The following is a 17,142-nucleotide window of genomic DNA, read 5'->3' on the forward strand; positions in this document are numbered from 1 at the left end:
TTCCTTCCCTCTTCCTTTTTTTCCTTCTTTTTGGGGGGGTCCCCCCCCCCCCCCCCCCCCCCCCCCCCCCCCCCCCCCCCCACCCCTTCTCCGTGTCCCGGTGTCGCCGTGCCCCGGTCAGTCGCGGTCGACGTGCTCCCGGGTGATCGTGCCCTTGACCGCGTCGACGTCGAAGTCGGTCTTGTTCCAGTCGTCGGTGACGACGTCGACCGACCAGACGAGGTCGCCGCTGTCGGTGTCGTCCAGGCTGACGGCGGTGACCGTGCCCTTCTTCTTGTCGGTGGCCACCTTGGCCGCCTGCTCCGGCGTCTGCTTGGCGCGGGAGAGCCAGTCGGCCGTCTCGCGCTTGTCGTCGGCGTCCTGGTCGCGGTCCGGGGCGGAGCTGATCACCTTCCCCGAGACCGCGTCGACGCGGACGGTGTGGGCGGTGCCGTCCTTCTCCGCGACCTCGGCGACCCACTGCGGCCCCTCGGCGCCCGCGCTGCCGCTCGGGCTGGGGCTCCCGCTCGCGTCGTCATCGTCATCGTCATCGTCGTTGTCGTCGTCCCGGCCCTTCAGCTCCAGGTCGGTCAGCTTGCTGTCCGGGACCTTGTCGACCGCCGTGGCGGCGGCCTTGTCGTAGGTGACCTTGGTGTCGGCGAGCAGTTCCTTGCGCTCCGTCTGGTCCCGGGTCAGGGACGCGGTGCCGGAGGGGCTGTTCGACGGCGTGGCCTCCTTCGGAACGGACTTCGCCGCCTCCGATGCCGTGGCGGACGACGTGTCGCCGTCGTCCCCGCAGCCGGCCAGCAGCGCCGCCGACGCCACCAGGGCACACGCGGTGCCGATCAGGCGGAGGCGGCGGGCGCGCGGGGTTCCTGACGTCTGGTTTTGGTGCTCGAATCTCATGACCGCATGCCTAGCCGTCGGCCCCGCCTGCCATGTTGCGCAACGGCCAGGGTCACCCGATCGACTGGCCGGGGACAGGCCCTAAGGGGTGGCCAGGTCCATGCGCTGCGTGCCGAGGACCGACAGGAGGCGCAGGGCCTCCTCCGACGGCGAGCCGGGGGCGGCGGTGTAGATGGCGACGTGCTGGTCGCGGTCGGCGATGTCCAGGACGTCGCAGCTGACGGTGATGGGGCCGACCACGGGGTGCTCGAACGTCTTGCACAGGGTGGCGCGGGCCGTCACGTCGTGGGCGGCCCAGAGCCGGGCGAACTCCTCGCTGCCGGTGAGCAGTTCCTCGATCAGCGCGGTCACCTCCGGGTCGCCGGGGTAGCGTGCCGCGGCGGCGCGCAGGTGCAGGGCCGACGTTCTGGCGAACTCGTCCGCGTCCAGGATGCCGTACAGGCGCCGGCCTTCCGGGTGCGGGCCGAGGAAGGCGCGCCGCACGAGGTTGCGGTCCCGGCGCGACAGCGCGGAGAAGTCCTCCATCAGGGCGGCGGCCAGGTCGTTCCACGCGATGACCTCGTACGTCGCCGACAGGACGATCGCCGCGGCCTCCGGCAGCCGTCGCAGCAGGTCGACGATGCTCTGCCGGACCTCCCGCGAGGGGCCGGGCGGCGGGCCCGGCGGGGTGCCCGCGAGGTGGTGGAGGTGGTCGCGCTCGGCGTCGGACAGGCGCAGCGCCCGGGCCAGTTGGGACAGCACCTCGCGCGAGGGGTGCGTGGCGCGGGCCTGTTCCAGCCTCGTGTAGTACTCCGCCGAGACGTACGCCAGCTGCGCCACCTCCTCGCGGCGCAGTCCGGGCGTGCGACGGCGCGCCCCGGCGGGCAGCCCCACGTCGGCCGGGGTGATCCGTTCGCGCCTGCTGCGCAGGAAGGCGCCGAGCTCTTGTCGTACGCGCCGCTCTTGCCGTACAGGCCGCTCTTGTCGCACAGGTCGATCCACCTCCCCAGTGTGCGCGGCCGCCGGGCCGCCCAGCCAGGTACTGCCGGTGCCTGGATGAGCGGGGCGGCCGGGCGCAGGCTCGTCGTCATGAACAGCACGAACAGCATGAACGGCACGAGCAGCACGAACAGCACGAACGGCACGAGCAGCACGAGCGGCATGAGCGACGCGAGCAGTACGAGCAGTACGAGCAGTACGAGCGGCGCACCGGGCACGTCCGCCTCGGCCACGGGCCTGCTCGCCGGCAAGGTCGCCTTCGTCACCGGGGCCGGTCGCGGCATCGGGGCCGCGGCGGCGCGGCTGTTCGCCGGGGAGGGCGCTCGGGTCGTCCTCGCGGCCCGCACCGAGGCGCAGCTGAAGGCGGTCGTCGAGGAGATCAGGGCGGCCGGCGGGACCGCGGACCACGTGGTGTGCGACCTGGCCGACCCGGCGAGCGTCCGCGCCGCCGTCGACCGGGCCGTGGAGCTGTACGGCCGGCTCGACGCGGCCTTCAACAACGGCGCCACGGGCCAGCCGCCCGGCCCCCTCGACGCGCTGTCGGAGGCGGACTTCGACCAGGTCAGCGCGGTCAACCTCAAGGGGCCCTGGCTGGCCATGACCGCCGAGATCGCCGCCATCCGCGCCACCTCGGGGCGCGGCGCCGTCGTCAACACCTCCAGCGTCGGCAGCCTGATGGCCAACCCCCAACTGCCCGCGTACGGAGCGACGAAGGCGGCGCTGAACAGCCTCACGGCGTCGGCCGCCGCCACGTACGGCCCCGAGGGCATCCGCGTCAACGCCGTAGCGCCCGGCACCACGCTCACCGAGATGCTGCTGGAGTGGGACGAGAAGTCCCCCGGCACCATCGACCACCTCAACGCCCGCACCCCGCTGGGCCGCGCCGCCGATCCGGAGGAGATCGCCCAGGCCGCCGCGTGGCTGCTGAGCGACCGCGCGTCCTACGTCACCGGCACGGTGCTGAGGGTGGACGGCGGGATGCTGGCCTGAGGCCGAGGGGATGCCGGCGCGCTGAGGGGATGCCGCCCTGGGGGCCGGCCGGGCGGCGAGGGACGCTGGAGCCGCATCGCCGACAACGCGGCTCCAGCTCCGCCCTCCGGTGGAGGAGACCTCCCGCATCCCCTCCGGAAGGGCGCCCGGCAGCCGTCGCCACCCGGATCGGGCGGCGGCCGCGGCCGAGGTCGTACGGCCCGACTCCAGGCTAGGGGGCCGGGACCCGTCCGTGGGCCCGCATGCGAAAACGGACCGGGGAAGCGGATCGGACCGGGGAAGCGGATCGGACCGGGGAAGCGGATCGGACCGGGGGAGCACAGGGACGTTCCGGGCGGCCCGCGGACGTCAGGCGGTGCGTTCCCTGCGTACGGAGATGACCACGAAGCCCGCGCCGAGGCCGAGGAAGGCCGTCCCGCCGATCACGTACGGAGTCGTGTCGAAGCCGCCCGTCTCCGCGAGGCGCTCGGCGGAGGCGGTGGTCACGTGGTGGGGCGCGTCCGAGGCGGTGGCCCGGTCGTCCCGGGGGGTGTCGTGCGACGCGGGGGAGGTCGCGTTCGCGGAGGGGACGAAGCACAGGGCGCCGAGAAGAGCTCCTGCGGCGGCGGTGGTCAGCAATGATCGGCGTGCGGACACGGAATCGGATCCCCCTTGTGGCGCTGGCGAATTGGCCGTGTGGGGCGATGCTAATGAAAGGTGCGGGTCGCGGGAAAGTCGCGAGGGGCGGGGGCCGTACGCTCCGTCGTATGACTGGAGACGAGACATCACGGTTTGTACGCCTGCGGGTTGAAATGGTCGTCGAGGTGGCTGACGCCGAGAAACTGACCGGCGCGGCGCTCAGCCGCATCGGCGAGGACGAGCAGATGCCCGCCGAGGAGCGCGTGCACGCCGAAGCCGCCGTCCAGGAGGACGTCGCCGAGGCCATCGCCTACCTCGTGGACCCCTTCGACCTGGTCAGCCAGGTGCCGGGGACGGAGCTGGCGCAGGCGTCGTGGAGCAGTGAGACGGTCGACTACGACCCCGATTCGCCGGACTGGGAGCCGGACGAGGATGATGGCGAGGACGACGAGCTGTAGCCGGATTGAAGAATCCGGAATCGGGAACCCCGGGCAGCAACCGTCGCCCGGGGTTCTGTCGTCTCTGACGGCACGGTGGTCGACGGGAGACAATTCCAGCACCGCGGACGTGGTGTTCCCCACACTCTTCGCGGTTGTGGAACGGGACGAACCGGGCAGGACGTTATGCGGGACTACGGGGACTCTCGGGGATGCTCTGGGGATTCGGCAACTATGGAGATACGTGTGATGACGGACAGTAGGCGCCGCAGGCTCGGGCGTGGGCGCAAGGGCCTCACGGCCGTGTCCGCCCTCGTGGGCGGCGTGCTCGTGCTCTCGGCGTGCAGCAGCGACGACGGCGACAAGGCATCCGGCGGCAAGGAGTCGCAGAACCAGGTCGACGAGGCGGCGGCCAAGAAGACGTCCGCCGCACAGATCAAGATCGCGCCGAAGAACGGCTCCGACAACGCAAGCATCAACAGCGCCGCCGCGGTCACGGTCAGCAAGGGCTCGCTCACGGACGTGAAGATGACGACCGACGCCGGCACCGCCGTCGCCGGGAAGATATCCGCGGACCAGAAGAGCTGGAAGCCCAGCGGCCAGCTCGAGCGCGCCACGAAGTACAAGATCTCGGCGACCGCCAAGGACTCCGAGGGCCGCAAGGCGCACGAGAACTCGACGTTCACGACCGTGTCGAAGGCCAACAGCTTCATCGGGAACTTCACGCCCGAGGACGGCTCCACGGTCGGTGTCGGCATGCCCGTGTCGATCACCTTCGACAAGGCGATCACCAACAAGAAGGACGTCCAGGACGCGGTGAAGGTCTCCTCCACCGGCGGCCAGGAGATCGTCGGCCACTGGTTCGGCAACAACCGCCTGGACTTCCGGCCCGAGGACTACTGGAAGGGCAACTCCACGGTCACGCTGAAGCTGAACCTCGACGGCGTCGAGGGCGCCGACGGTGTGTACGGCGTCCAGCAGAAGACCGTGCAGTTCAAGATCGGGCGCAACCAGGTCTCCGTCGTCGACGCGAAGACCAAGCAGATGAAGGTCATGCGGGACGGCAAGGTCGTGAAGACCATTCCGATCTCCGCGGGCTCGCCCGAGAACAAGACGTACAACGGCAAGATGGTGATCTCCGAGAAGTTCAAGGAGACCCGGATGGACGGCGCGACCGTCGGCTTCAAGGACGGCGACGGCAAGGGCGAGTACGACATCAAGGACGTGCCGCACGCCATGCGCCTGTCGAACTCCGGCACCTTCATCCACGGCAACTACTGGGGTTCGCCCTCGATCTTCGGCGGCGCCAACACCAGCCACGGCTGCATCGGTCTCCAGGACGCCAAGGGCGCGGGCGACAAGAGCACGCCGGGTTCCTGGTTCTACGAGAACTCCATCACCGGTGACGTCGTCGACGTCCGCAACACCGGTGACAAGGTCGTCGCCCCGGACAACGGCCTCAACGGCTGGAACATGGACTGGGCGCAGTGGAAGGCCGGCTCCGCCGCCTGATCCACTCGTACGGAAGCCGCTCGTACAGAAGCCACTCGTACGGAAACCGCTCGTACGGAAGTCTGATCCGCTCGTACGGAAGAAAGCCCGCGTCCCCTGAGGGGCGCGGGCTTTTCATGCTCCTCTTACCGCCGCCTAACTCGATCATCACGGCGTACCCCTAGCTTCTCGCGTATGTACCGGCTCAGAGGTGTCACGAAGCAGTACCGCCGGGGCGAGGAGGCGGTCGACGTGCTCGCCGGGGTCGACCTGGTCATCGGGGACGGTGAGCGGCTCGTCGTGCGGGGCCCTGCCGACGGCGGCAGGTCCACGCTGCTGCAGCTGCTCGGCGGCCTGGAGCGCCCCACGTCCGGCAGCGTCGAGCTCGACGGCACGGATCTGGCCGCGCTGCCCGAGGCGCGGCGCGCCCTGGTACGCGCCGAGTCGATCGGTTTCCTCTTCCGCTCCGGCAACCTCGTCCCCGCGCTGAGCGCCCAGGAGAACGTCGAGACGGCGCTCGTCCCGCTGGGGCTCGGCCCCGGCGCCCGCCGCGAACGCGCCGCCGAGGTACTGGACTCGGTGGGCGTCGTGGAACGGCGCGGACAGCTGCCCGCCCAGCTCACCGGCGGCCAGCGGCAGCGCGTCGCCATCGCCCGCGCCCTGGTGAAGCGGCCCAAGGTGCTGCTCGCCGACGAGCCCACCGCGGATCTGGACGCGTCCGGGTGCGACGAGATCATGGAGCTGCTCGACGGGCTCTGGAAGGACCACGGCCTGACCCTGGTGCTCGCCACGGACGACGGTGCCGTCGCGCGCGGCGCCCCTCGGCTCGCCACGGTCCGGGACGGCCGTATTACCGTCACGGAGAATTCCGGACTCACGTAGTGCTGGAGGGATGGAGCGCCGGAGTGCCGGAGGAAGGGCGATTGGCCGGATCCGGTCACCACCGCTGTTAAGGCGTCATGAAATCGCGCCGGCATCAACTCGGCACTTCTGTCCCACTATTGAGCAGGTGTTCGCCTCTCGGCATACTTCGAGGTCCAGGGGCGTGAGCCCCTTAACCTCCAGGGGGAGACTTGCACAGACAAGTGAAGAGAGCGAGCGGGGCCGGCATCGCCGCGGCGGTCGCCGTGGCCCTCGCGGCGGGCATGACCAGCCCGGCGGCCGCGGAGCCCGCACCCGCGAAGCAGACGGCGGGGGAACAGGGCGCGCTGAGCAAGGGCGAGGCCAACAGCCACGTCACCCTGATCACCGGCGACCGTGCCGTCCTGGACGCCAAGGGCCGCGTGATCGGGCTCGACCGCGCCAAGGGGCGCGAGCACATCCCGGTCCAGGTGCGGCGCAACGGCAAGCACACGCTGCTGATACCCGCCGACGCCCGGCGCCTCATAGCCGACGGCAGGGTCGACCAGCGGCTGTTCGACGTCACGGAGCTGAACACCAGGCGCAACCGCGCGGCCCAGAAGAACGGCCTCAAGGTCATCGTGGGCTACAAGGGGGCCGCGGCCGCCGCCAAGTCCGAGGTCCGCGCCGCCGGTGACACCACGGTCCGCCGCAGCCTGAAGGCGCTGAACGCCGACGCGATCACCACCCCGAAGCAGGACGCGTCCGCCCTGTGGACCGCCCTGACCAGCGGCAAGGAGGGCGCCCGCACGGCGGCCTCCGGTATCGCCCACGTCTGGTTCGACGGCGTCCGCAAGGCCAGTCTCGACAAGAGCGTCAAGCAGATCGGCGCCGACAAGGCCTGGGCGGCCGGGTACGACGGCAAGGGCGTCAAGATCGCGGTCCTGGACACCGGCGTCGACGCCACCCACCCGGACCTCAAGGACCAGGTGATCGCCGAGAAGAACTTCACGGCATCGGCCGACGCCAAGGACCGCTACGGCCACGGCACGCACGTCGCGTCCATCACGGCCGGCACGGGTGCCAAGTCCGGCGGGAAGTTCAAGGGCGTCGCGCCCGGCGCCAAGCTCCTCAACGGCAAGGTCCTGGGCGACGACGGCTACGGCGAGGACTCCGGCATCATCGCCGCCATGGACTGGGCGGCGGCCGAGGGCGCCGACGTCGTCAACCTCAGCCTCGGCGGCCCCGACACCCCCGGTGTCGACCCGCTGGAGGCACAGGTCGACAAGCTCTCCGCGGAGAAGGGCATCCTCTTCGCCATCGCCGCGGGCAACGACGGGGCGCCCGGCTCCGTCGGTTCCCCGGGCAGCGCGGACGCGGCCCTCACCGTCGGCGCCGTCGACGACAACGACAAGCTCGCGGACTTCTCCAGCCAGGGGCCCCGCGTCGGCGACGGGGCGATCAAGCCCGACGTGACCGCGCCCGGCGTGGACATCACGGCCGCCGCCGCGCCCGGCTCCGTCATCGAGAAGGAGGTCGGCCAGAACCCCGAGGGCTATCTGACGATCTCCGGTACGTCGATGGCGACCCCGCACGTCGCGGGCGCCGCCGCCCTCCTCAAGCAGCAGCACCCCGACTGGAAGTACAGCGAGCTCAAGGGCGCCCTGACCGGCTCCACCAAGCCTGGCGCGTACACACCCTTCCAGCAGGGCTCGGGCCGCATCGCCGTCGACCAGGCCATCAAGCAGACCGTCATCGCCGACCCCGCGTCGGTGAGCTTCGGCACGCAGCAGTGGCCCCACACCGACGACAAGCCCGTCACCAAGAAGGTCACGTACAAGAACCTCGGCAAGGACGACGTCACCCTGAACCTCACGGTGACCGCCACCGACCCCAAGGGCCGCCCCGCCCCCGCCGGGTTCTTCACCCTCGGCACCAAGAAGGTGACCGTCCCCGCGGGCGGCACCGCCGCCGTCGACCTGACCGCCGACTCCAAGCTCGGCGGCACCACCGACGGCGCCTACTCCGCGTACGTCGTGGCGGACGGCGGCGGCCAGTCGGTGCGCACCGCGGCCGCGGTCGACCGCGAGGTGGAGTCGTACGACGTCACGCTGAAGCACATCGGACGTGACGGACAGCCGACGAAGCACTACAGCGATTCGCTGCAGGGCCTCAGCGCCGCCGCCCTGGGCGAGGACTTCACGCCCTACGACCCGTCGGGCACCGTCAAGGTCCGTGTTCCCAAGGGCAGTTACGTTCTCGACTCGAACATCGCGGTCGACCTGGAAGACCTCTCCAAGGGCGTCGACTGGCTCGCCCAGCCGAAGCTCGACGTCACCAAGGACACCACGGTGACGGTCGACGCGCGGAGCGCCAAGCCGGTCGACGTGAGCGTGCCCACGACCGGTCTGACCGGCGTGCTCGCCGCGCCCGACTACACGGTCGACACGTCGGACGTCAGCATCGGCTACGGCTGGCTGCTCGACGAGTTCAAGAACTTCCGCAGCGCCGCCGTCGGCCCCGCCCCGACCGGCGTCGACCTCACCCAGCAGTGGGCGGCCGTCTGGACCAAGGGCGACAACACCGAGTACAACACCCTCGCCGGCGGCACCGTGAAGCAGCTCGCCACCGGCTACACCAAGCACTACAAGACCAGCGAACTGGCCATGGTCAAGGCCGGCCTCGGCGCCGCGGCGAGCGGCAAGAAGGGCTCGCTGCGCGCCGCCCCCGAACTGCCCGTGGGCGGTGGCACCTGGTCGGTCTCCGTCCCGACCAAGCTGCCCGCGACCCGCACCGTGTACGTGTCCACCGCGGACAAGGTGAAGTGGGGCCTGGAGTTCGAGCAGAACGGTCCCGAGGACGAGAGCGGCTGGCCGAGCGTCGAGACGAGCTACTCGCTGGGCACGCCGCAGACCTTCAAGGCGGGTCAGGCCTACGAGAAGGTCTTCAACACGGCCGTCTTCGGCCCGCGCATCGGCGGCGACTACGGGGTCTTCCGGCGCGGCAACGAGATCGAGGGCTACCTGCCGCTCTACGCGGACGGCAAGACGCACTCGGGATACTCGCAGTACACGTCGGTGAAGACGAAGCTGACCCGCAACGGCACGCAGGTCGGCGAGAACGACGACCCGCTGGCCGGCACCAAGCCGTTCAAGGTGCCGTCCGGCGACGCGGCGTACACGCTGTCCACGTCCGTCAAGCGCTCCGTCAAGGTGGGCGCGGCCAGCACGCGCATCGACGCGAGCTTCTCCTTCCGCTCCAAGAAGGCGGACAACGCCCGGCTGCCCGTCTCCGCGGTGCGGTTCGCGCCCGAGGTGGACCTGAGCAGCAGGGCGGAGGCAGGCAAGAAGCAGTCCGTGCCGGTCACGGTCCTCGGCTCGGCGGCCGGCGCCAACCTCAAGTCCCTTTCCGTGTACGTCTCCTACGACTACGGCCAGACCTGGGAGAAGTCGAAGGTCACCAACGGAAAGATCTCCGTGAAGAACCCGGCGAAGAACAACGGCATCTCGTTCCACGCCAAGATCGCGGACAAGAAGGGCAACAAGTCGACGCTGTCGATCTACAACGCGTACTACGGCAAGTGAGCCGGCGCGTACGACGGCGGGCGATCCCGTCGTCCTGACGCGCGACTAGTGAGGTGAGCGCGGCGCGGCGCCGAAGGGACTGTCGATCACGTATCGCCAGTACCCGTCGGCGCCGCGTCGTGCCACGTCCGTGGCCGTGGAGCGGACCTCGCCGCCGCCGATCTCCCAGTCGACGACGAGCAGCGCGATGTCCCCCGAGACGTGCGCGTGCCGGAGCCGCACGGTGATCGGCAGGCCGAGGGCGAGGAAGGGCGCGTTGGCGGCGGCGATGTCCGCGGCGCCGTGCACGGTGGCCCCCGACTCGGGCACGAAGGCGGCCCGCTCCTCGTAGATCTCGCGCACCGCCTCGGGATCACCGCTGTTGAAGCGCGCGGCGAACGCGGCGGGGACATCCTCGGGGCGGGTGGGCAGGGCCGGTATCGTCGTGGTGGTCATGGCCGCACCGTAGGAGGCCTCTTCGTGACTCACCGAACGGTAAGCGGCACGGGCGGCGCGAACGGCGCGGGCTGCGTACGTCCCGGACTCCCCGACGACGCCCTCGCCGAGGTCCCGGCCCCGGACCCCGCGTGCCCGGTGGAGATCACGCTCGCCGCCCTGCGCGGCCGCTGGACGACGCTCGTCGTCCGCGAACTGCTCCGCCGCGAACGTCCCACGTACGGCGAACTGGCCGACGCGCTGCCGCAGTTGTCCGACAAGGTGCTGACGGAACGCCTCGCGCAACTCGTCACCGCGGAGGCCGTCCACCGCACGAGGGCCCCCGGGTGGCCCTCCACGGTGACGTACGAACTCACACCGCGCGGACGCGAGTTGGGGCCTGTGTTGCAGGCGATGTGGGACTGGGGAGCGTCGGCCTCTTAACCGGGACACGCCAGGGACACGCCAGGGACACGCCAGGGGCACGTCAGCCGCCCGCGTGCCGGCCCGTTTCCGTCCCCGTGCCTCGTCGGCGAAAAGGGCAGGCCGCCCGGCGCTCCGCCTCGCTACTGTGCCCGCATGACGAACATCCCGGACGAGCCCGAGCCCCTGCCCGGCACCGAACCCTCGCCCGGGGAGGCCCAGCCCCTGCCCAAGGCCGAGTTCGCCTTCCCGGGACCGCTGCGCGACCGGCTCGTGGCGGCCATCCTCGACGGGTCCAAGACCTCGACGACGGGACTCGTCGCCGACTACGCGGACGAGGGCGAGGCGCTGCCCGTCGTGGGGGAGCGCGCGGTCGTCGTCGACTCCGGCGACCGGCCCGTGGGCGTCATCGAGACGACGGCGGTACGCGTCGTGCCGCTCGCCGACGTGGACCTCGCCCACGCCGTGGACGAGGGCGAGGGATACACGAGCGTGGCGCGGTGGCGGGCGGGGCACGAGGAGTACTGGCACGGCGCCGAGATGCGCGCGGCCCTCGGCGACCCCGGCTTCACCGTCGACGACACGACCGAACTCGTCCTGGAGCGCTTCCGGCTGGTGGCCGACCTGCGCGATGCCGGCGCGCGCGAGGCTCAGTCGCCGCTGCCGTAGGGCTTGGTGATGATCTCCAGGTTGTGGCCGTTCGGGTCGTTCCAGTAGACGCCACGGCCGCCGTCGTTCGTGTTGATCTCGTTCACGCGGTGGTGGTGCGGGTCGGCCCAGTAGGTCAGGCCGCGGCTCTTGATGCGCCCGAAGATCGCGTCGAACTCGTCGTCGGAGACCAGGAAGGCGTAGTGCTGCGGCGCGATCGGGCCGCCGTCGCCGCTGATCTCGCCGTCGTAGAAGTCGAGGGTCACGCCGTTGGGGATCTCCACGGGGAAGAAGGGGCCGTACTGCGGACCCACCGCCAGGCCCAGGATGTCCGCGAGGAAGTGGGCGGACGCCTTCTTGTCCTCGGCGGCGACGATGGTGTGGTTCAGCTCGATGGACATCGTGTGGGACCTCCCGGTCTGTCGGAACACGGTCTGCCGGAACACCGCCTGTCGGAACACCGTCTGTCGGAACCCCCGTAGTCCTGCGGTGACACGGTCCACCGTAGGCCGGTGCGCCCCGCCCTCCCATCGGTCGGCGGGCCCGGTCCGGTGCGTCATGGGGACTAGGACCCCGGCCCCAGACGGGTTCCGGCCACGGCCACGTACACACGACGACGGCCGGCCGGGTCGCCCCGGCCGGCCGTCGTCAGTGGTTGGTCGCGACGCGTGCGCCGCGCGTCCGCAGGATCAGATCGTCGCCGTGTCGATCACGAAGCGGTAGCGCACGTCGCTGGCGAGGACCCGCTCGTACGCCTCGTTGATCTGGTCGGCGCGGATCAGCTCGATCTCGGAGCCGAGCCCGTGCTCCGCGCAGAAGTCCAGCATCTCCTGGGTCTCCTGGATGCCGCCGATCATCGAGCCCGCGAGGGTCTTGCGGCCGGCGATCACGGAGAACAGGTTGAGGGAGACGGGCTCCTCGGGGGCGCCGACGTTCGCGAAGACGCCGTCCGCGCGCAGCAGGCCCAGGTACTTGTCCAGGGGCAGCGGCGCCGAGACCGTCGAGACGATCAGGTCGAAGCTGCCGGCGAGCGCCTCGAAGGTGGCCTCGTCGCTGGTCGCGTAGTAGTGGTCGGCGCCCAGCTTCAGGCCGTCGTCCTTCTTGCGCAGGGACTGGGAGAGGACGGTCACCTCGGCGCCCATGGCGTGGGCGATCTTGACGGCCATGTGGCCGAGGCCGCCGAGACCGACGATGGCGACCTTCTTGCCCGGGCCCGCGTTCCAGTGCGCGAGCGGGGAGTACGTGGTGATGCCGGCGCACAGCAGCGGCGCGGCCACGTCCAGGGAGATCCCGTCGGGGATGCCCAGGGTGTACGCCTCGTCCACGACGATGTGCGTGGAGTAGCCGCCGTAGGTCGGCTCGCCGTCCTTGCCGAGACCGTTGTACGTCGGGATGTTGCCCTTCAGGCAGTACTGCTCCAGGCCCGCCTTGCAGTTCTCGCACTCGCGGCAGGAGTCGACCATGCAGCCGACGCCCACGCGGTCACCCACGGTGAACTTGGTGACACCGGGGCCGACCTCCGCGACGACGCCGGCTATCTCGTGGCCGGGCACCATCGGATAGATGCCCTCGCCCCAGCCGTCCCGGGCCTGGTGGATGTCCGAGTGGCAGATACCCGCGTACTTGATGTCGATCAGGACGTCGAATTCGCCGACGGCGCGGCGCGGCACGGTGGTCCGCTCCAGGGGCGCCTCGGGGGCGGGAGCGGCGTAGGCGGAAACGGTGGTGATCTGCTCAGTCATGGTCTCCACCGTGCCACTGACCTGCGGTGTCACCCAGACACCCGTTCTGCCTACGACCACTGTGCCTACCACTGGCGGGGTCAGGCTCACCGTCGTACGACCCCGGATACCGGGGATACTGGAACACATGGACGAGATCCCCGAGGCCCCGGCCGGCCGCACGCAGGGCCCCGCGCTCCCGGCGGGCCCCGAGGGGCGGCCGCTGGACAGCCGGGCCGAGCTGAGCGAGTTCCTGCGCACCCGCAGGGCGCGGCTGCAGCCGGAGGACGTCGGCCTGCCGAACTTCGGACGGCACCGCAGGGTGCCCGGCCTGCGCCGCGAGGAGCTCGCGCAGCTCGCCGGGGTCTCCGTGGCGTACTACACGCGGCTCGAACAGGGCAACGGCCGCAACGTCTCGGGCGAGGTGCTCGACGCCATCGCCCGCGCGCTCAGGCTGACCGACGCCGAGCACGCCCACCTGACGCACCTCGCGAAGCCGAAGGCGCACAAGAAGAAGAAGGCCGCGCGCCAGCAGTACCTGCGGCCCGTGGTGCAGCAGCTCCTCGACTCCATCGAGGGCGTGCCCGCGTACGTCGTGGGGCGGCGCTCCGACATCCTCGGCTGGAACGCGCTCGCGGCGGCGCTCTTCGGCGACTGGGGCGAGCTCGCGCCGGCCGACCGGAACTGGGCCCGCATCTGCTTCCTCGACCCGCGCTCGCGCGAGCTGTTCGTGGACTGGGAGCGGAAGGCGTCGGACATCGTCAGCTACCTCCGCATGGACGCGGGCTGCTATCCGAACGACCCGCAGCTGTCCTCCCTGGTCGGCGAACTCTCCGTGAAGAGCGAGGAGTTCAGGGGCCTGTGGGCCACGCACGACGTACGGGAGAAGGGCCACGGCGTCAAGCGCATGCGGCACGCGCTGGTCGGCGAACTGACCCTGTCGTACGAGACGCTGCGGCTGCCGGACGACTGCGACCAGTCGCTGATCATGTACCACGCGGAGCCGGACTCGACGTCGGCGCAGGGGCTGCGGCTGCTGGCGAGCTGGGGGCGCGACGCGTCGTCGGTGCGGTCGGGGGCGTAGGCGTAGGCGAGGGCCGAGACGTTTCGCGCGGGGCGGAACGCCGTGTGCTGCCGGGGCGGCGTCGGCGCTCCTACGCTGGGGGAGTGAGCAGCCACGAGGCGCAAGCGCCGCAGAAGTCGCCGAATCCGAAGCGGGACGAAGCCCGTGTGATCCCTCTGCGTCCGCCGGGCGCCCGCCCGGCGGAGGGCACGGAGGCCAAGGAACCGCTGTGGCGGGACGTCGTCGGGGACGTGCTGCGCGGCGAGCGCCTCGCGCAGGAGCGCACCCTCAAGGACGTGGCCGAGGCCGCCCGGATCTCCATGCCGTACCTCTCCGAGCTGGAGCGTGGCCGCAAGGAGGCCTCCTCGGAGGTCCTCGCGGCCGCGGCCCGCGCGCTCGGCCTGCGCCTGCCGGACCTGCTGTCCCTGGCGCAGACCCGGCTGGCCGGCCTCCCCCGTGCGAGGCCGGCCAGGCCGTCGTACCCGTCGCACCCGTCGTACCAGGCGCAGGTCCGCCTGGCCGCGTGAGGCCCGGGCCCGTCGCCGCTGTCAGGCGGCGACGGGCAGGTTCCGCCTGCTGAGCACCTGATCGGCGAGCCCGTACGCGACGGCCTCCTGCGCGGTGAAGACCTTGTCGCGGTCCATGTCGGCGCGGAGCGTGGCGACGTCGTGGTGCGTGTGGTGGGCCAGCACCTCCTCGACCTGCGAGCGGATCCGGAGCATCTCCTTGGCCTGCAGGCTCAGGTCGGAGACCGTGCCCTGCTGTCCGCGGCTCGCGGGCTGCCCGAGCAGCACGCGCGCGTGGTCGAGCACGAACCGCCGGCCCGGGTCGCCGCCCGCGAGCAGCACGGCGGCGGTGGAGGCGGCCTGGCCGACGCAGAACGTCGAGATCGGCGCGGAGACGAAGCTCATGGTGTCGTAGATGGCCATGAGCGAGGTGAAGGAACCTCCCGGCGAGTTGATGTAGATGGCGACCTCGCGCTCGGGGGCGGACGACTCCAGGTGGAGCAGTTGCGCGATGACGACGTTGGCGACCCCGTCGTCGATCTCCGTCCCGAGGAAGATGATGCGCTCGGCGAGCAGCCGGCTGTAGACGTCGTAGGTCCGCTCGCCCTGCGGGGTGCGTTCGACGACGCTGGGAATCGTGTACTGGCTCATGTCCGACAACCCCTCAGATTCCCAGTCCGATACGGCGCTTGGCCCCGGCGGGCCGCACGTCCTCCAGCGACTCGACCACCCGGTCGACCATCCCGTACTCCTTGGCCTGCTCGGCGGTGAACCACCGGTCGCGGTCGCCGTCCCGCGAGACGGTCTCCTCGCTCTGCCCGGTGTGCTCGGCGGTGAGCCGCTCGATGGTCCGCTTCGTGAACTCCAGGTTCTCGGCCTGGATGGCGATGTCGGCGGTGCTGCCGCCGATGCCGGCGGAGGGCTGGTGCATCATGATCCGCGCGTTGGGCAGCGCGAACCGCTTGCCGCGGGTGCCCACGCTCAGCAGGAACTGCCCCATGCTGGCGGCGAACCCCATGGCGAGGGTGGCGACGTCGTTCGGGATGAGCCGCATCGTGTCGTAGACGGCGAGCCCGGCGGTGACGGACCCGCCGGGGCTGTTGATGTACAGACTGATGTCGGTCTTCGGGTCCTCGGCCGACAGCAGCAGCATCTGCGCGCAGACGCGGTTGGCGGACGTCTCGTCGACCTGTGTCCCGAGGAACACGATGCGCTGGTTGAGCAGTTGAGCGGCGAGATGATCGTCGAACCGCGAGGGCGCGCTCTCCCCGTCCTCACCCCGCGGCCGCGCCGACTCCCACCCGCTGTCACGTACGGACATACACGCCTCCTCGAACTCCCGCGGCCCCAACGCCGCGCTCTGCCTTCACTGTTGCCGCGAGGAAGGACGGCTGTCACAGATCTCGGCTTGCGGCAGATTCGCTGAGGGCAGAGCTGAGGGCAGAGGGGCGGGTGCGGAGCGACTGGGGTCGCGCCTCGTGGAGTGGATATCGCCGGTAAGCACGCTGCTGGGCGCGGGAATCGGCGTCAGCGCGACGCTCCTGGCCGACCGGACCGGATGGCGACGCGAGAGCGAGGAGCGCGACACGGCGACGCGGAGACAGCTGTACGCGGAGTACACGGCGGCGCTCTCGCGCGTCCGCACGGCGTTCCACGAGGCGGCGCGGGCGCCGGGCGGCGCCGCCCCGGAAGTGACGAGCACGCGCGCGAGATCCGCGAGCGCTTCCTCGCGCCGGGGGCCTACGAGATCCGCCACCAGTTGGCGATCATCGCCCCCGCGGAGGTCGTCGAGGCGGCCAGAGTCGCCTTCATCGCCCTGCGCACGACCCGGGGCGCCGGGCCGTATGCGACGGTGCGGTGCCCGGAGGGCTCAGCCCTCGGCCCGGGCCACTCCGATCGGGCACGAGACGCCCGTGCCGCCGATGCCGCAGTAGCCGTCGGGGTTCTTGTCCAGGTACTGCTGGTGGTATGCCTCCGCGGGCCAGAACGTGCGGTCCGCGGCCGGGAGGACCGTCGTCGTGATCGTGCCGTGGTTGGCGGCCGTCAGGACCTTCTGATAGGCGGCCAGGGACTCCTCTGCCGTCGTCTGCTGGGCGGCGGAGTGCGTGTAGATCGCCGAGCGGTACTGCGTACCGACGTCGTTGCCCTGGCGGAAGCCCTGCGTCGGGTTGTGGGACTCCCAGAAGAGCTTCAGGAGGGAGGCGTACGAGACCTGGGACGGGTCGAAGACGACGCGGACCGCCTCCGTGTGGCCCGTCAGGCCGGAGCACACCTCTTCGTAGGAGGGGTTCTCGGTGAAGCCGCCCTGGTAGCCGACGTACGTCGTCCAGACGCCCTCCGTCTGCCAGAACTTGCGCTCGGCGCCCCAGAAGCAGCCCAGCGCGAAGTCCGCGACCTCCAGACCCTCCGGGTAGGGGCCGAGCAGGGCGTTGCCGAGGACCGTGTGCCGGGAGGGGACCTCGAATTCCGGGGTCGCCCGGCCCTTCAGGGCCTGCTCGGGGGTGGGGAGCTCGGGCGTGCGGCCGAAGATCATGAGGGTCTCTC

18 protein-coding genes are annotated in these 17,142 nt (G+C 71.0%); 9 read left to right on the plus strand and 9 right to left on the minus strand.

Annotated elements, in window-relative coordinates; translation table 11 throughout:
• Positions 1 to 117: 117 nt before the first annotated feature.
• Positions 118 to 885 carry a PepSY domain-containing protein gene (locus tag ACZ592_RS06675; protein WP_471580394.1) on the minus strand — a complete coding sequence of 256 codons (768 nt, stop codon included), beginning with the start codon at positions 883 to 885 and terminating at the stop codon, positions 118 to 120.
• A gap of 81 nt (positions 886 to 966) precedes the next feature.
• Positions 967 to 1,866 (minus strand): helix-turn-helix transcriptional regulator, encoded by a 900-nt coding sequence (locus ACZ592_RS06680; protein ID WP_471580395.1) that lies wholly within the window; start codon positions 1,864 to 1,866, stop codon positions 967 to 969.
• A gap of 54 nt (positions 1,867 to 1,920) precedes the next feature.
• On the opposite strand from ACZ592_RS06680, the gene ACZ592_RS06685 reads away from it, so the two are divergent.
• Positions 1,921 to 2,853, plus strand: coding sequence for an SDR family NAD(P)-dependent oxidoreductase (locus ACZ592_RS06685; protein WP_471580396.1), 933 nt, complete (start codon positions 1,921 to 1,923; stop codon positions 2,851 to 2,853).
• Positions 2,854 to 3,201: 348 nt separating this feature from the next.
• On the opposite strand, the gene ACZ592_RS06690 is transcribed toward ACZ592_RS06685, so the two are convergent.
• A complete protein-coding gene (locus ACZ592_RS06690) occupies positions 3,202 to 3,489 on the minus strand; it encodes an LPXTG cell wall anchor domain-containing protein (protein WP_471580397.1) in 288 nt (95 codons plus the stop codon).
• A 167-nt stretch (positions 3,490 to 3,656) separates the two neighbouring features.
• Between ACZ592_RS06690 and ACZ592_RS06695 the strand changes: the two genes are divergently transcribed.
• From ACZ592_RS06695 to ACZ592_RS06710, 4 genes are all read left to right on the plus strand, one after another.
• Positions 3,657 to 3,929: a hypothetical protein gene (locus ACZ592_RS06695; protein WP_471580398.1), complete on the plus strand. Its 273-nt coding sequence runs from the start codon at positions 3,657 to 3,659 to the stop codon at positions 3,927 to 3,929.
• A 228-nt stretch (positions 3,930 to 4,157) separates the two neighbouring features.
• Positions 4,158 to 5,420: a L,D-transpeptidase gene (locus ACZ592_RS06700; RefSeq protein ID WP_471580399.1), complete on the plus strand. Its 1,263-nt coding sequence runs from the start codon at positions 4,158 to 4,160 to the stop codon at positions 5,418 to 5,420.
• A 174-nt stretch (positions 5,421 to 5,594) separates the two neighbouring features.
• Positions 5,595 to 6,281: an ABC transporter ATP-binding protein gene (locus ACZ592_RS06705; RefSeq protein WP_471580400.1), complete on the plus strand. Its 687-nt coding sequence runs from the start codon at positions 5,595 to 5,597 to the stop codon at positions 6,279 to 6,281.
• Positions 6,282 to 6,484: 203 nt separating this feature from the next.
• Positions 6,485 to 9,823: a S8 family peptidase gene (locus ACZ592_RS06710; RefSeq protein WP_471580401.1), complete on the plus strand. Its 3,339-nt coding sequence runs from the start codon at positions 6,485 to 6,487 to the stop codon at positions 9,821 to 9,823.
• A gap of 45 nt (positions 9,824 to 9,868) precedes the next feature.
• Here the strand turns inward: ACZ592_RS06710 and ACZ592_RS06715 are convergent, their stop codons facing one another.
• Complete coding sequence (locus ACZ592_RS06715) at positions 9,869 to 10,258, minus strand: YybH family protein (RefSeq protein WP_471580402.1); 390 nt, start codon at positions 10,256 to 10,258, stop codon at positions 9,869 to 9,871.
• 24 nt (positions 10,259 to 10,282) lie between these two features.
• On the opposite strand from ACZ592_RS06715, the gene ACZ592_RS06720 reads away from it, so the two are divergent.
• Together ACZ592_RS06720 and ACZ592_RS06725 are read left to right on the plus strand one after the other, a co-directional pair.
• Entirely contained in the window at positions 10,283 to 10,681 is a 399-nt protein-coding gene (locus ACZ592_RS06720; protein ID WP_471580403.1) for a winged helix-turn-helix transcriptional regulator, read from the plus strand.
• A gap of 135 nt (positions 10,682 to 10,816) precedes the next feature.
• A complete protein-coding gene (locus ACZ592_RS06725; RefSeq protein ID WP_471580404.1) occupies positions 10,817 to 11,329 on the plus strand; it encodes an ASCH domain-containing protein in 513 nt (170 codons plus the stop codon).
• On the opposite strand, the gene ACZ592_RS06730 is transcribed toward ACZ592_RS06725, so the two are convergent.
• Positions 11,311 to 11,709 (minus strand): VOC family protein, encoded by a 399-nt coding sequence (locus ACZ592_RS06730; RefSeq protein ID WP_471580405.1) that lies wholly within the window; start codon positions 11,707 to 11,709, stop codon positions 11,311 to 11,313. The two genes, ACZ592_RS06725 and ACZ592_RS06730, sit on opposite strands and share 19 nt — an antisense overlap.
• A 288-nt stretch (positions 11,710 to 11,997) precedes the next feature.
• Positions 11,998 to 13,050: an NAD(P)-dependent alcohol dehydrogenase gene (locus ACZ592_RS06735; protein ID WP_471580406.1), complete on the minus strand. Its 1,053-nt coding sequence runs from the start codon at positions 13,048 to 13,050 to the stop codon at positions 11,998 to 12,000.
• A 127-nt stretch (positions 13,051 to 13,177) separates the two neighbouring features.
• On the opposite strand from ACZ592_RS06735, the gene ACZ592_RS06740 reads away from it, so the two are divergent.
• On the plus strand, positions 13,178 to 14,113 hold the full coding sequence (locus ACZ592_RS06740) for a helix-turn-helix domain-containing protein (protein WP_471580407.1): 936 nt from the start codon (positions 13,178 to 13,180) through the stop codon (positions 14,111 to 14,113).
• Positions 14,114 to 14,196: 83 nt separating this feature from the next.
• Positions 14,197 to 14,619 carry a helix-turn-helix domain-containing protein gene (locus ACZ592_RS06745; RefSeq protein WP_471580408.1) on the plus strand — a complete coding sequence of 141 codons (423 nt, stop codon included), beginning with the start codon at positions 14,197 to 14,199 and terminating at the stop codon, positions 14,617 to 14,619.
• Positions 14,620 to 14,640: 21 nt separating this feature from the next.
• On the opposite strand, the gene ACZ592_RS06750 is transcribed toward ACZ592_RS06745, so the two are convergent.
• The 3 genes from ACZ592_RS06750 to msrA form a co-directional block, all read right to left on the minus strand.
• Complete coding sequence (locus ACZ592_RS06750; protein WP_471580409.1) at positions 14,641 to 15,249, minus strand: ClpP family protease; 609 nt, start codon at positions 15,247 to 15,249, stop codon at positions 14,641 to 14,643.
• A 13-nt stretch (positions 15,250 to 15,262) separates the two neighbouring features.
• Positions 15,263 to 15,919, minus strand: a complete 657-nt coding sequence (locus ACZ592_RS06755; protein ID WP_471580410.1) for a ClpP family protease — start codon at positions 15,917 to 15,919, stop codon at positions 15,263 to 15,265.
• Positions 15,920 to 16,468: 549 nt separating this feature from the next.
• Entirely contained in the window at positions 16,469 to 17,131 is a 663-nt protein-coding gene (gene msrA, locus ACZ592_RS06760; protein WP_471580411.1) for a peptide-methionine (S)-S-oxide reductase MsrA, read from the minus strand.
• Between the last annotated feature and the right edge of the window lie 11 nt (positions 17,132 to 17,142).

Source organism: Streptomyces sp. NPDC040622 (assembly GCF_055593965.1).

What these genes read in the sequence shown, in the direction of transcription:
- ACZ592_RS06730 (WP_471580405.1), bottom strand. Translation starts at nt 11,709, where the DNA reads ATGTCCATCGAGCTGAACCACACCATCGTCGCCGCCGAGGACAAGAAG.
- ACZ592_RS06685 (WP_471580396.1), top strand. Translation starts at nt 1,921, where the DNA reads ATGAGCGGGGCGGCCGGGCGCAGGCTCGTCGTCATGAACAGCACGAAC.
- ACZ592_RS06675 (WP_471580394.1), bottom strand. Translation starts at nt 885, where the DNA reads ATGAGATTCGAGCACCAAAACCAGACGTCAGGAACCCCGCGCGCCCGC.
- ACZ592_RS06735 (WP_471580406.1), bottom strand. Translation starts at nt 13,050, where the DNA reads ATGACTGAGCAGATCACCACCGTTTCCGCCTACGCCGCTCCCGCCCCC.
- msrA (WP_471580411.1), bottom strand. Translation starts at nt 17,131, where the DNA reads ATGATCTTCGGCCGCACGCCCGAGCTCCCCACCCCCGAGCAGGCCCTG.
- ACZ592_RS06750 (WP_471580409.1), bottom strand. Translation starts at nt 15,249, where the DNA reads ATGAGCCAGTACACGATTCCCAGCGTCGTCGAACGCACCCCGCAGGGC.
- ACZ592_RS06740 (WP_471580407.1), top strand. Translation starts at nt 13,178, where the DNA reads ATGGACGAGATCCCCGAGGCCCCGGCCGGCCGCACGCAGGGCCCCGCG.
- ACZ592_RS06715 (WP_471580402.1), bottom strand. Translation starts at nt 10,258, where the DNA reads ATGACCACCACGACGATACCGGCCCTGCCCACCCGCCCCGAGGATGTC.
- ACZ592_RS06755 (WP_471580410.1), bottom strand. Translation starts at nt 15,919, where the DNA reads ATGTCCGTACGTGACAGCGGGTGGGAGTCGGCGCGGCCGCGGGGTGAG.
- ACZ592_RS06725 (WP_471580404.1), top strand. Translation starts at nt 10,817, where the DNA reads ATGACGAACATCCCGGACGAGCCCGAGCCCCTGCCCGGCACCGAACCC.
- ACZ592_RS06700 (WP_471580399.1), top strand. Translation starts at nt 4,158, where the DNA reads ATGACGGACAGTAGGCGCCGCAGGCTCGGGCGTGGGCGCAAGGGCCTC.
- ACZ592_RS06705 (WP_471580400.1), top strand. Translation starts at nt 5,595, where the DNA reads ATGTACCGGCTCAGAGGTGTCACGAAGCAGTACCGCCGGGGCGAGGAG.